Origin of the sequence: Rhizobium sp. K102 (assembly GCF_022385315.1) — a bacterium.
GTDB classification, from domain to species: Bacteria; Pseudomonadota; Alphaproteobacteria; order Rhizobiales; family Rhizobiaceae; genus Rhizobium; species Rhizobium croatiense.
This window is the reverse complement of sequence record NZ_CP092436.1, coordinates 572,316-584,398: the sequence shown is the minus strand read 5'-3', so window position 1 is coordinate 584,398 and position 12,083 is coordinate 572,316. Positions and strand designations below refer to the sequence as shown.

The following is a 12,083-nucleotide window of genomic DNA, read 5'->3' as shown; positions in this document are numbered from 1 at the left end:
GGTGCGTAGGCCGAAGGCCGGAGCCTCGAAGGACGGGGGCGGGTGGCTCGGCGCTTTAAGCTTATCCATTGCCGGAGTAGACACGGTGGCTCGTTCTCCGAGGCCCCTGCGAGGCACCTCAGGATGAGGGCGGAGAGAGAGTGCGGCCTGTGCAACCAGAGGGTGGAGAGAGGGCCCAACCTGTCTCACCGGCGGGCGGGGAGAGCGTAACGAGCGCCGCTCTCGCGGAGTAATGCTTTCCAAGCCGACCGATGGAAATCTCGCTCTTTAGCCAGGAAGTGTCAGTAATGGCACAGTGCAGCCGCTTGCGGGAACGCCAACTGTTCCCGCTCGAAACGTTTCATCAAGCATATTGGCACAAAGACGGGGGATAAGCGCTATCCCCCTCCCCGCCCGCGACATTGCCGCTCGACACCCTCTTTGCAAAATCGGAAACGGGTAGGAATGAAAACCGACTCATGGGCGGAGCGCGGGTTTCATCTCGCCGGGGGGCGGTTTCGATGCCAGGCGATGCTGTTCATATCGGGGAAAAGACTGAAATCGTCCGCCGGGGCAAACCTGTCAGAAAGCCTTGTGTTCCTGGCAAAGCGCCCGATGAACCTCGGTCCAGAACAGCGCCAGCGGACTGTCGCCGTTGCGTTCGGCAACGAGGGCGCGGATCAAGGCTTCGGAACCTGCCATGTCCTGCCAGCTGGATTTCAGGCCTTTGGCGGCCTGTTGGCATTCGGCAATCTCGAATGGTCTCGTGCTGTGCATATGAGGCCTCCTTATGAAGGCGCTAGCAGGTGGTGCCCGGATTGTCACTCCCGCATATGTGGGGATGCCTTGTATTTTAGACGATCCTCACGGTAAGATTGAAGCAATTGGGACGATGGAAATGATCGAGAATACTTACAGCGACAAGTTCGAACCCGCTTTCGAACAGATCAAGGCTGCGCCCAATGTGGATGCCGCCATCCGTATTCTCCAGGCGGAATACGGCCTCGATTTCGTCACCTACCATCTCGCCCAGACCATCGCGAGCAAGATCGATTTCCCCTTCGTGCGCACAACCTATCCGGATGCCTGGGTCTCCCGCTATCTCCTGAACAGCTATGTGAAGGTCGATCCGATCGTCAAGCAGGGTTTCGAACGCCAGCTGCCCTTCGACTGGAGCGAGGTCGAGCCGACGCCGGAGGCCTATGCCATGCTGGTCGACGCCCAGAAGCACGGCATCGGCGGCAACGGCTATTCCATCCCCGTCGCCGACAAGGCGCAGCGCCGCGCGCTGCTGTCGATGAACGGCCGCATCCCGGCCGAGGAATGGGCCGAACTCGTGCGCCGCTACCGCAACGAATGGATCGAGATCGCCCATTTGATCCACCGCAAAGCCGTCTATGAGCTGCATGGCGAGAACGACCCGGTGCCGACATTGTCGCCGCGCGAGATCGAGTGCCTGCACTGGACCGCGCTCGGCAAGGATTACAAGGATATCTCGGTGATATTGGGCATTTCGGAGCACACCACCCGCGACTACCTGAAGACCGCCCGCTTCAAGCTCGGCTGTGCCACGATTTCGGCGGCCGCCTCACGGGCGGTGCAGCTGCGCATCATCAACCCATAGCGCATTTCCGTTTTCCTCGATCCACACCCCTGTTTTCGCAAGCTAGATTCCAGGCGCTGAAGCGTTGCCGCGCTTCAGCGCCTTGCTTGCGCAGGGCCTAACCCCAATCCTGATACTTTTGGGCTAATCCCCCCATCTGGGGGGGCCCATCTGAGGGAATTTCCGATGTGGCCCGCCTGAACCATTGTGCCTTCCACGAACTGCAAACGCTGGAGGGCAAAATGTTCGTTATCATTCAGGCACATGAGTATCAGAAATACGCTGCCGTACTCGACCAGATGTTCCGCCTGCGCAAGAAGGTCTTCGCGGACACGCTCGGCTGGGACGTTCCCGTCGTCGGTCCTTACGAACGCGACAGCTATGATGCGCTCGCCCCGGCCTATCTCGTCTGGTGCAACGAGAGCCGCACGCGCCTTTACGGCGGCATGCGCCTGATGCCGACGACCGGCCCGACCCTGCTCTACGACGTCTTCCGCGAGACGTTTCCCGCGGCCGCCGAGCTCGTCGCCCCCGGCATCTGGGAGGGCACGCGCATGTGCATCGACGAAGAGGCGATCGCCAAGGATTTCCCCAATATCGATGCCGGCCGCGCCTTTTCGATGATGCTGCTCGCGCTGTGCGAATGCGCGCTCGACCACGGCATCCATACGATGATTTCCAACTACGAACCCTACCTCAAGCGCGTCTACAAACGCGCAGGCGCCGAAGTGGAAGAACTCGGCCGCGCAGACGGCTACGGTAAGTACCCCGTGTGCTGCGGCGCCTTCGAAGTGTCGGATCGCGTGCTGCGCAGGATGCGCGCCGCCCTCGGCCTGACCCTACCCCTTTATGTCAGACATGTTCCGGCCCGCTCGGTCGTGACGCAATTCCTGGAGATGGCAGCATGAACCGCCTCGTTGAAACCGCAATGCAGAAAGATATCAGCGCGTTGGAGCGCCACGTGCTCGCATCCCGCGACATCGCCACGCAGATAGGAGATCCCTTCCTCTCCTATCTGCTCTCGATGGCGCTGTTTACGATCTACGAGAAGAAGGCCCATCACGAGAACGAGGCGCTGAAGAGCAGCTTCCGCTGAGGGTGCGGTTCCCTCCGCCCCGCCTGAAGAGGAGCATGACTCCCGGCGCCTCGCGCGCAGCCGCAAAACCTGTCCCCGTTTTGCGGCTGCGCGAATCACGTCATCAAGGAATTGATCGTCGTAATCAGCGTATCGTGCATATAGGGTTTCGGCAGGAAGGCTGCGTTGGCGGGCAGCGCCATCGGATCGAGCCGCACCATGCCCGAGGTGATGATGATGCCGATATTCGGCCGCATCGCCCTCACCCGCTTGGCAAGCTGGATGCCGTCCATCGACCCGGCCATATTGACGTCGGTGAACAGGATATCGACATCCTGCCGGCCCTTCAGCACCACCATCGCCTCATCGGCATTCGCCGCCTCCAGCGCCACGTGCCCGACATCCTCCAGCACATCGAGGATATTGAACCGGATCAGCGGCTCATCCTCCACGATGAGCACCACGGCACTGTTCGAAGCCACCATCTGCAAACGCCCTTTTCATGCGGAATCTGATTCGAATAAGTGTACCCCGCGCGGCAAGGTTCCAGTGCTTTTGCCCGTGATATATACATCATCCACAGATGTTGCCTTGCCCGCTTGTAGCTCCCTGCAATTTGGGCTAGAGCGAACCGATGCTGCGGGAACCATTGCCCCGGCATCACGGTGCCGATCTTCGGCGCCACGGCGCCCACCACCGGCGTCAGGGCCTGTAGCTCAATGGTTAGAGCCGGCGGCTCATAACCGCTTGGTTGGGGGTTCGAGTCCCTCCGGGCCCACCATTCTAGTTTGCCTGTAGCCGGACGCCAAATCCAACCCACATCAACCTCATATCTGCACCTCCTCGTAAATTAGGTGAAACAAATTGCGGCGACGCTGGAACAATCTCCTACCCGATCGAGCTCTACGGCGGGATCAGGAGGAATCGGCGCAGGACTACCTGTCGCGAGAGGAGGCTTGCCAGGTAATGGGAATTGGAACCTGAGCTGCCGCTAGACATTATGTGCTTGCAGCCTGACTCGTTCCATTTTGAAGGAGATTTCACGTGAATAACATAATCTGGCTCGTCGGCGCCGTAGTCATCGTGCTCGCTATCCTGAGCTTCTTCGGCTTCCGTTGAGTAAGAAGTGCGGCGGCTCCACCGCACCATCCGTCACGCAGGAGCACGCCGCTACGCCGGCGCAGCGTGATATATGGGAGAATTAGCAGTGACTTAAATGTCTGCTGTCGTACCCACTGTGGGATCGAGGCTGTCCCGTCGAACTCGCGATACCCTCAGATAGTGTCGCCCGGCTCATCGCCGGCCGAGCGTCCGTCGCAACCAATTCGCCTATTCGGCCGCCTAGTGCCTCCATCACGAAGACGTAAATCTCACCGACAACCGGTAGACCAGTTAGAGCCAGCTGATCCCGCTCGAGCAATGTTCGAAACATGCTGACTGCCCTCGTCCTCAGCTAGACGTTAGATGGCAAAGCGGCATAGGTCAAACCCTTGGCGCCTGGCATGAAGCCCCTCAAGGCGCGAACCAGCGCTGCTTGGCCCGAGTTCAAATGTACCGCATCTCAGGTAGCCACAAAGGTCTTCTTGCCCTAGGTCAGCCAGCGGATCATTTCGGCTTCGTCGTCGCCGGTCCGCCAGAATTGCGAGCCCTGTCCCGTGAAAGCCGACATCTCCAGAGCCGGGTCACCATTAGCGCTCTGGCGGCACCCCTCGAGCAAGGCGTGGCCTGACCCAGCCGGCAAAGCGCGTTATCGCATCGTCCGCTTCAGGAGCAAAGCCGGCCACCGGAGTCAGGGCCCGTAGCTCAATGGTTAGAGCCGGCGGCTCATAACCGCTTGGTTGGGGTTCGAGTCCCTCCGGTTCCACCATTTTGTCTTTTAAGGCACTTGAAGAATGGTTCGCCGTTGGTTCTTGGCCCGGTAGTCAATTTTCGCGGCAGTCAAGGATGACCACGGCGGTGCAGATGAATTGGCTGTCAATCCCACGAGTTTCACGTGCGCGGCGGGAGTGGCCCAATACGGCGCTTAGCTAAGCCTCCGCGCGACCTCTCTGACCGGCGCTGCCGGACGGCGTGCAGGCCGAAATGACCGTGGGCGATAGGACTCAGGCAGATCAAATCGGCCGACCGCGCCGACTCGGCGCTCGCGACCGTCTATTTCGAACCTTGCATCGAAGGTTTGAGCTTGATCACCATGCTGATCTGGCCACGGACAGAAATGAAACCGTCGCGGTTGTTGCCGCGTTGCATGTCGACGTTGTTGGTGATCCCGGTGATTTTGCAATCATCCGCGATTGTCTCGACGACGACTGAGCAGTTCCTCGACGCAATGTCGTATAGCGCCTTCTGGGCTTTTTGGACCTGCTCGTCCACCGGAACGCTCTGATCAAAGGGCAGCGACAGCGCGATGCTTGACTGAACCGTGATATACCCCTCGGGTATCGCCCCATTTCGTGGGAGTGCGGTTTGGGCAAAAGCGCCGGTTACGGCGAAGGTAAAGACGGTAGCGGCAGCACAAAAACGGGTAGCGATCATCAAATCCTCCATGATCCACTACGCATCGCATGAGGCGATTAACTCTGGCTGATACATTTACCTAAAATTGCACTCGTCGTTACCAATCACCCCTGAAACGGTACGGCCATGCGACGGGTCGCCGTTCCGATTCGCATGTTGAATGCGCGGTCCGCCAAGGCCGTGGCAGGCAAAGCCATCCTAATAACTGCAAGAACGCCCATCGCTCGGCCTGAACCCATCCGTGCAAGCCGGATTAAGCGGGCGACTTTCCTGATAGTAACCGCCGTTGATCGACGACGTCTGATCGAGGTCAGGGGACGAAGTGCAGGCCGAAGTGATCGTGGCAAGGCTGATCAGCGTTCCGGTCGCGACAAGTGCGAAAAAGCGGTTCATCTGAGCTTCTCCTTCGGAGGGCTTGGCTTTAGCCCAAGCGCCCAGTCTACCACGCCACGTCGGCAGCCGCCGAGGATTTATGGTGGCGGATTGGCCCCGACGGGCTCTTCTAACGCCAATGTGATCATCCACTGTCACATAACTGTCATGCAAAATTGCCCATTGCGACGGCAGCTTGGGCAAAATATATGCTGCCGGCTAACAAAAAAAGAATGAGTGAAATGCCATGAGTGCCATACAGAAACTTTTCAACCGCAATCTCCTGTCCCGTTTCGTGACCGGTCTCGGGGCGGTTCCCCAGCGTTTTCGCGAAGCCCGCGAAGAGCGCAAGCCTGCCATCCATCCCTCTTTCATGGATGATTTCGGCGCTTAATTCAGCGCTGCATTCTTCCGCGGTCACGGCAAATCCGGTTCCGGATGATGTAAGGCCTTGCCAGGGATAGCGAAGTAAGAACCGCAGGAAAGAATGCGCTCCACCACGCAGTTGCGGTCCTAGCCACACAAGCTCCCCACCCTTCGTCGTCCTCGGGCTTGACCCGAGGAACCATAGCCCCAAGCACTGCTTTGGCGTTCGCACCGACAATGGCGATCGCAGCCCGGCAACTTGAGCAAGGTGCGTGCGGCATGGATACTCGGGTCAAGCCCGAGTATGACGGAGGGTGGGAGACGCGATTGACAGGAATCCAGCCACCGCGCGTCTGCGCGGTGAATGCCGGCGCGGCACACCTTCTCCGTTGCTTACCGTCGCGCACAATTCCAGCTCCACTCCGCACCCGCACATTATTTCTCTCCATGCGTCCCTGCCCCTCCCTTCCGCCGCAATAGCTTCACAATCAACCGACAGAACGTTCATCCGGGAAACGACAACTAGGGAATGAAACATGGCGCCGAACCTGTCCAAGACTGTTCTGATGACTGCCCTTCTGGCCTTGCCGCTGGCGGCCGCAGCGCCTGCATCGGCGCAGGAGGCGAAGCCGCGCGAAGCGGTGATCTCGGTGACGGGGGATGGCGAATCGTCCATGGCGCCCGACATGGCCGTCGTCACGCTTTCCGTCGTCAAGCAGGCGAAAACCGCCCGCGAAGCGCTCGATGAGAACAACAAGGCGATGAAAGACGTGCTCGGCGCGCTGAAGAGCGGCGGCATCGCCGAGCGCGATCTGCAGACTTCCGGCTTTTCCATCCAGCCGCAATATAACTATCCGCAGCCGGTCGACGGCCAGCAGCAGCAGCCGCAGCTGATCGGCTACCAGACCATCAATTCCATCACCGTCAGGCTGCGCGATCTCGCCAAGCTCGGCCAAGTAATCGACCAGTCCGTCACGCTCGGCATCAACCAGGGCGGCGAGATCCAGTTCACCAACGACAAGCCGGATGCAGCGATCGAAGAGGCGCGCAAGAACGCCGTCGCCGAGGCGGTCAAGAAGGCGAAGACGCTCAGCGAAGCGGCCGGCGTCAAGCTCGGTCGTGTCATCGAGATCAACGAGAATGAGCCGCGCCCGCTGCCGCAGCCGGCCTATCGCGCCACGATGATGAAGGAAGCCGACGCGGCCGTTCCCGTCCAGGGCGGCGAGACCACCTACCATGTCAGCGTCACGGTGACGTTTGCGATCGAGCGGTGAAATGAAGGCGCCGCGCGTCCTTTCCGACGTGCGGCATTCAGACCGTTGATGAGGTCGGTCAGTTGCCCTTTCGACATGTTCGGCCTGGTGGCCTGCCAAGACCCCTCCCCAACCCCTCCCCACAAGGGGGAGGGGCTAGCTGCGGCCCGCGACGGCCCTCAAAAAGAGACGTCTTTCTGGCTGTTAGCGTTCCACGAATTGCTCCGATGGAATTATGCGAAGCGGTGCAGCAAGTTAGCCCCTCCCCCTTGTGGGGAGGGGTCTACCGCGCGCAAAGGCATTCCACAAAAAGAAAACCGCCCTTGCCGATCGGGGAGACTGGCAAAGGCGGTACTTGCAGCGCCGCACGTCTTTCAGACGTGCAAAGGACGCTGCAACACTTTCAATTGCTGCATAATTTTATCCTTGGATCGATTCCGATCTAAGGAATTATGCAGTAGCCGCCGCATTGGGGAGACGAGGCGGTATTCTGCCTAATATCAGCGGCGGCGCAGCGGCGGGCAGCCGCGGACGTTGCCGAAGCTCATTTCGTCGGGGCCGCGGCGGGTCCAGCCCTGGACGATGACGCGGCGCGGGGTGATGTCGACGACGCGGGCGCGGCGGAGGCCGTAATCGCGGGCGAGATCTTCGGCGAGCCTGGGATCACAGCCGCGCGGCCGGCGATCGAAGCCCGGAGGCGGACGGCGGTAATCGCGCGGCGGCTCACGCTCCGGATCGCCGATAATGATACTGAACTGCGCAGCGGCCGGGGCGGCCGTGCTGGCAAGGGTGCCTGTTATCAGCATGGCGGCAAGACCCGCCTTTGCCAGAAACTGCATCATCGAAAAACCTTTCGTTTTCAAAGTCGGTGCGGCCAAGCCGCCGTCCCCCCATCACGCCTGAGGCATCTCCGGGAATCACTTATACAGAGCAGAGAAGAGACGGCTGAAAGTGTCGCCGTCAAGGCAAAACGGCCGGCAAGCCTCGTATCAGCGCTTGCCGGCCGGGTTCGCAATGCGCCGCGTGTCTTTTTGAAACAGACAAAGGACGCTGCAGCCCGTTCGGACCGGTTCGTCAGCGGCGGATCAGCGGGCAGCCGCGGACATTGGCGAAGACCATCCTGTCCCAGCCGCGGCGGTCACGCCCGGCAACGACGACGACGCGCGGCGACATGCGGGTGATATGGGCTCTGCGCAGGCCGAAGTCCCGCGCCTTGCGCACCGCATGCATCGGCGAGCAGCCGCGGATCGGGCGATGATATTGCGCCTCGACGATGAAACTCGTCTGCGGCCCGGCGGCAGCGGCCGTGGAGATCGTCGCCGGAATGGAGGAAAGGGCAAGCACTGCGGCAAGGCAAGCCTTGGTGAGGAAATGCGTCATCAGCTGTCTCCGTCGATTGGTCTTTGTTTTTTCAACCTCTCCCTGAGGGGATTGTCTCGACAGTAAACGCTGCAAGCTGAATGGCGTTCGAACCGGCCATTCAGTTTGCATTCACAAGAAGATGAGCGTTTTTTGCCCGATGGGGTCGAGCGGTCATTGGCGTCCGGCGCCGCTTTCTCTCAGGAACCGAGATGCAGCACGATCTCGCGCCGGTGCGGTCGGTCGCGATGTTCGAAGAGGTAGATGCCCTGCCAGGTGCCGAGCATCAACCGGCCGCGCGCGACGGGAATGCCGATCGACACCTGCGTCAGCGCCGCCTTGATATGGGCCGGCATATCGTCAGGCCCTTCGGCCCTGTGCACGACCCAGCCCATCGACGGATCGGAGGCCGGCGGCACGAGGCGGCGGAAGAAGGAAAGAAGGTCGCTGCGCACATCCGGATCGGCATTTTCCTGGATCAGCAGCGAGCAGGAGGTGTGGCGCACGAAGACGGTGAGAAGCCCCTCCTCCCGCCCGGAGGCGCCGACGAAGGCTTCGGCCTGGTCGGTGAATTCGTAAAGGCCCTGGCCGCGGGTGGCCAAGGTGAGGATTGCCTGGGGCACGGGCGCTCTCCGTCTCGCAATGATTTCTCCCGCGAGTTGGCGCGCCATGACGGCCGAGTCAATGCCTGGCTCGGCAAGTGACGGCGCCGGTGTCAGAGCTTCAGCAGCGTCTCGAAACCGCCATAGATCATCCGCTTGCCGTCGAACGGCATCTGCCATCGATCGCCCTTGAGCCGCGGATCGGCCATCACCTTGGCATTGATATCGTCGCGCTCCTGCCGGGACCGATAGGTGATCCAGGAGAAAACCACCACCTCGTCCTCCTTGGCCTGCACGGCGCGGGGAAAGGAGGTCAGCTCGCCATAGGGCACGTCGTCGCCGATGCATTCGACATATTCGAGCGCGCCATATTCCTTCCACAGCGAGCCGGCGAAGGTCGAGAATTTCTTGTAGGCCTCGATATTCTCCCTCGGCACTGCCACGACGAAACCATCGACATAGGACATTGCACGTCTCCTGGATCCATCCTCGTTAAAGCGCGTCGCATCAAATTTGATTCATGCGACGCGCTTTTAACCCTTTGTTTTTATGCATGTCGTTGTCCCGGAACCGCTGCACACTTCCGGGCGACATGCATTAGCGGGAGAGATAGGAGGTAAGCGGGGCAGGTCCAGGGTAAAGCGGCAGGCGGGCTTAACAGGCAGTCACGGCCCGTTCACCAGCTTGAGGATGAGCTGCTGGATATTGCCGCCATCGCCCATTTCGACCTTGTCGAAGTCGCGGCCGCGCTGGCGCTGCCGTGCGGAGATCTCGCCGAGGCGCCGCGTCAGTTCGACCCTGATCTTCTTGCAGTTGGGGTCGTCGGCAGCGGTCAGGCCGATGCTCGTCGCTTCGATTTCCCTGACCATCTCCTTGATGGTCTCGCCATGCACCCGCTCATGCGCCGCAACGCCCGATATGAAACCTTCCCAGCTGGTTTTGACGGCCGGCGGCAGCGCGGCCGAGGGCTTGGGCAGCGTATAGGTGATGATGAGTTTCGGCTTGTTGGTCGTGATCACGCAGGCGCTGCCCTGCGGTTCGTATTTCCGCGTCCAGGTGAGCTTGAACGTCGTATGCGCGATCACCCGGCCGGTGACCCCGGCCTTCGGCCCGTGCTCGCCGATCGATTCGTAGAGCGCAGCACCCGAGGTGCCCGAGATCGCATAGGGCCGCACCTCTTCCACCGCCTGCCATCCCTCGGCCGGTGCTGCCGCCGGCAGCGAGGCGAAAACCGCCGCCAACATGCAAGATATGAATTTTGCCCTCACGCGCGCCCCCGCCGAACAATGTTTTGGCGCGACCCTAACGAGAGCGGTCGAAGCTTTCAACGCATCATGCATCGGCAATGCAATGTCCTGCCTTGGTCAAACACATCGCGGCTTCAAAAGGTCGGCAGCAAGACGGCCGGAGCATGTCAATCCCGCGAGTATTTTCCATAGGAATCAATGGCTAGCCTGGGAACAATTGTCTTCATCGGAGATTTCCCCTCTGACGCGCAGGAAAGAACATGGCTCGCTACTATTTCGATCTGCACAACGGGGAAGGTCCAACGCGCGACGAGCACGGCACCGAGCTGAAATCGCGTGAGGACATTCCAAAAGAGGTGACCCGCATCCTGCTGGATGTGGCCCGCGACGAACTGCCCTCAGGTGATCGCATGACGATCGCCGTCACCGTCCGCGACGAAAGGGGCGACCCGGTCACGGTTGCCAGCCTCGTCTTCAGCAATGAATGGCTCGACGTCCGGCGATAACGGCTGGCGTCGGCCGCCTCAGAAGGTGCCGGCTTCGGGAGAGGCCATTTCCTCGATGCTGTCGACGCGGTCGGCATAAAAGGCGAGATGGCCCTTGATGTTGCTGACGGCGGCATTCGGCGCCTCGTAGGTCCAGACGGCATTCTCGGCGCGTTCGCCGCCCGGAATGATGCTGTAATAGGCGGCGTTGCCCTTATAGGGGCAATGCGTGCGGTGGTCGGTGCGCTGCAGCAGCGACATGTCGACATCCTTGCGCGGAATATATTGCACCGGCGGATAGGAGGCTTCGCGCAGCGTCAGCGCGTCGCGGCTGTCGGCGACCGTCCTGCCGCCGAGCGTGACGACGACGCGGCAGGGATTGTGCTCGACTGTGATCGGGTGATCCGGCCCGGGGATCTTGATCGATTTATCTGACATGCGGTTCGTCTCCAGAAGCGATCGATCCCGGGAAGATAGGGCGGGCATGCCGCCGGCCCAAGGTGCGAACGCTCTGTCCCGAGCGCGATCCGCTTCAGAATTCGAAACGCGGCGATGCTTCGCTGAGCAGCGCCGCTTTCGGCGCTGCCGGCCAGGCCTTCGCCAGCTGATCCGCGAGCGTTGCCACCAGCCTGCCGATATCCGCCTCGGCCGAAGCATGCAGCGCCTCGGCAACGATCAGCACCGACCGGGTGGTCTGGCGCACCGCCGAAAGCCCGCTCTGCCGGTTGGTCCAGCGCCGCGCATGCGCCCTCGCCTTGCCGTCGGCGAAGATCACCTCGTTCGGCTCGGGATGTTCGATGCCGCCGCCGAAGGTCAGATAGGTCTCGTCACCCGTCGCCGGCCGGACCTCGAGATCGCCGGCGATCTTTTCGACATCGAAGACGGCAATGGGAATGGCGAAGGCGAGCGAGACCGCATTGCAGAGATCGACGAGCGGATGCAGGCGCGGCAGTGCGTGCTCCTGGCGGAAGCGGCGCAGCAGCGCTTCGGAGGCCGAGCGATATTGCGTCGGCTTCAGCCCCATGCGGGAAAAGCCGCGCCGCCAGGCCTGGATCTCCGGAAATTCGCCTTCCTGGGCGCCGGCAAGCCGGACCTCGGCAATCGCCCCGAAGCTTGTTATCGCCGCCTCGACGTCCACATCGGCATCGATGCCGGTGGCATGGAGCGCGCCGGCGCGAAGCTCGGGAAAGGCCTGCCACAGGGCGGCGGAATGGTTGAAACGCATGGC

17 protein-coding genes and 1 tRNA gene are annotated in these 12,083 nt (G+C 61.1%); 6 read left to right on the top strand and 12 right to left on the bottom strand.

Features of this window, described 5'->3' with window-relative positions; all coding sequences use genetic code 11:
* Positions 1 to 561: 561 nt before the first annotated feature.
* Positions 562 to 756 carry a hypothetical protein gene (locus tag MHI61_RS08785; protein WP_239791695.1) on the bottom strand — a complete coding sequence of 65 codons (195 nt, stop codon included), beginning with the start codon at positions 754 to 756 and terminating at the stop codon, positions 562 to 564.
* Positions 757 to 877: 121 nt separating this feature from the next.
* Between MHI61_RS08785 and MHI61_RS08780 the strand changes: the two genes are divergently transcribed.
* The 3 genes from MHI61_RS08780 to MHI61_RS08770 all read left to right on the top strand — a co-directional run bounded on the left by MHI61_RS08780 (position 878) and on the right by MHI61_RS08770 (position 2,678).
* Positions 878 to 1,603 (top strand): LuxR family transcriptional regulator, encoded by a 726-nt coding sequence (locus tag MHI61_RS08780; protein ID WP_239791694.1) that lies wholly within the window; start codon positions 878 to 880, stop codon positions 1,601 to 1,603.
* A gap of 221 nt (positions 1,604 to 1,824) precedes the next feature.
* On the top strand, positions 1,825 to 2,490 hold the full coding sequence (locus MHI61_RS08775; RefSeq protein ID WP_239791693.1) for an acyl-homoserine-lactone synthase: 666 nt from the start codon (positions 1,825 to 1,827) through the stop codon (positions 2,488 to 2,490).
* Positions 2,487 to 2,678, top strand: coding sequence for a hypothetical protein (locus MHI61_RS08770; protein WP_239791692.1), 192 nt, complete (start codon positions 2,487 to 2,489; stop codon positions 2,676 to 2,678). The genes MHI61_RS08775 and MHI61_RS08770 overlap by 4 nt, the downstream gene beginning before the upstream one ends.
* Before the next feature lie 95 nt (positions 2,679 to 2,773).
* On the opposite strand, the gene MHI61_RS08765 is transcribed toward MHI61_RS08770, so the two are convergent.
* Positions 2,774 to 3,142 (bottom strand): response regulator, encoded by a 369-nt coding sequence (locus MHI61_RS08765; RefSeq protein ID WP_239791691.1) that lies wholly within the window; start codon positions 3,140 to 3,142, stop codon positions 2,774 to 2,776.
* A gap of 220 nt (positions 3,143 to 3,362) precedes the next feature.
* Here MHI61_RS08765 and MHI61_RS08760 point away from each other — a divergent pair.
* Positions 3,363 to 3,438: transfer RNA gene (locus tag MHI61_RS08760), tRNA-Ile, on the top strand.
* A 1,370-nt stretch (positions 3,439 to 4,808) separates the two neighbouring features.
* Here MHI61_RS08760 and MHI61_RS08755 read toward each other — a convergent pair.
* The 3 genes from MHI61_RS08755 to MHI61_RS08745 form a co-directional block, all read right to left on the bottom strand.
* The gene (locus MHI61_RS08755) at positions 4,809 to 5,189 is read right to left on the bottom strand and encodes a hypothetical protein (RefSeq protein ID WP_239791690.1); all 381 of its coding nucleotides are present in this window, start codon (positions 5,187 to 5,189) and stop codon (positions 4,809 to 4,811) included.
* Positions 5,190 to 5,369: 180 nt separating this feature from the next.
* Positions 5,370 to 5,564, bottom strand: coding sequence for a hypothetical protein (locus MHI61_RS08750; RefSeq protein WP_096763347.1), 195 nt, complete (start codon positions 5,562 to 5,564; stop codon positions 5,370 to 5,372).
* A gap of 145 nt (positions 5,565 to 5,709) precedes the next feature.
* Complete coding sequence (locus tag MHI61_RS08745) at positions 5,710 to 5,964, bottom strand: hypothetical protein (RefSeq protein WP_239792925.1); 255 nt, start codon at positions 5,962 to 5,964, stop codon at positions 5,710 to 5,712.
* Between the two features lie 481 nt (positions 5,965 to 6,445).
* Between MHI61_RS08745 and MHI61_RS08740 the strand changes: the two genes are divergently transcribed.
* Entirely contained in the window at positions 6,446 to 7,183 is a 738-nt protein-coding gene (locus MHI61_RS08740; RefSeq protein WP_239791689.1) for an SIMPL domain-containing protein, read from the top strand.
* A 479-nt stretch (positions 7,184 to 7,662) separates the two neighbouring features.
* Here MHI61_RS08740 and MHI61_RS08735 read toward each other — a convergent pair whose 3' ends face one another.
* The 5 genes from MHI61_RS08735 to MHI61_RS08715 form a co-directional block, all read right to left on the bottom strand.
* The gene (locus MHI61_RS08735; RefSeq protein ID WP_239791688.1) at positions 7,663 to 8,004 is read right to left on the bottom strand and encodes a hypothetical protein; all 342 of its coding nucleotides are present in this window, start codon (positions 8,002 to 8,004) and stop codon (positions 7,663 to 7,665) included.
* Between the two features lie 232 nt (positions 8,005 to 8,236).
* Positions 8,237 to 8,542, bottom strand: a complete 306-nt coding sequence (locus MHI61_RS08730; RefSeq protein ID WP_038690266.1) for a hypothetical protein — start codon at positions 8,540 to 8,542, stop codon at positions 8,237 to 8,239.
* Between the two features lie 179 nt (positions 8,543 to 8,721).
* Positions 8,722 to 9,144, bottom strand: coding sequence for a secondary thiamine-phosphate synthase enzyme YjbQ (locus tag MHI61_RS08725; RefSeq protein ID WP_239791687.1), 423 nt, complete (start codon positions 9,142 to 9,144; stop codon positions 8,722 to 8,724).
* Between the two features lie 92 nt (positions 9,145 to 9,236).
* Positions 9,237 to 9,590, bottom strand: coding sequence for a DUF1428 family protein (locus MHI61_RS08720; protein ID WP_239791686.1), 354 nt, complete (start codon positions 9,588 to 9,590; stop codon positions 9,237 to 9,239).
* A 198-nt stretch (positions 9,591 to 9,788) separates the two neighbouring features.
* Complete coding sequence (locus tag MHI61_RS08715; protein ID WP_239792809.1) at positions 9,789 to 10,463, bottom strand: DUF922 domain-containing protein; 675 nt, start codon at positions 10,461 to 10,463, stop codon at positions 9,789 to 9,791.
* Between the two features lie 167 nt (positions 10,464 to 10,630).
* On the opposite strand from MHI61_RS08715, the gene MHI61_RS08710 reads away from it, so the two are divergent.
* Positions 10,631 to 10,876 carry a hypothetical protein gene (locus tag MHI61_RS08710; protein WP_239791685.1) on the top strand — a complete coding sequence of 82 codons (246 nt, stop codon included), beginning with the start codon at positions 10,631 to 10,633 and terminating at the stop codon, positions 10,874 to 10,876.
* A gap of 18 nt (positions 10,877 to 10,894) precedes the next feature.
* Here the strand turns inward: MHI61_RS08710 and MHI61_RS08705 are convergent, their stop codons facing one another.
* Both MHI61_RS08705 and MHI61_RS08700 read right to left on the bottom strand, forming a co-directional pair.
* Positions 10,895 to 11,293, bottom strand: coding sequence for a DUF427 domain-containing protein (locus tag MHI61_RS08705; RefSeq protein WP_239791684.1), 399 nt, complete (start codon positions 11,291 to 11,293; stop codon positions 10,895 to 10,897).
* Between the two features lie 94 nt (positions 11,294 to 11,387).
* The gene (locus tag MHI61_RS08700) at positions 11,388 to 12,080 is read right to left on the bottom strand and encodes a phenylalanine--tRNA ligase beta subunit-related protein (RefSeq protein ID WP_239791683.1); all 693 of its coding nucleotides are present in this window, start codon (positions 12,078 to 12,080) and stop codon (positions 11,388 to 11,390) included.
* Between the last annotated feature and the right edge of the window lie 3 nt (positions 12,081 to 12,083).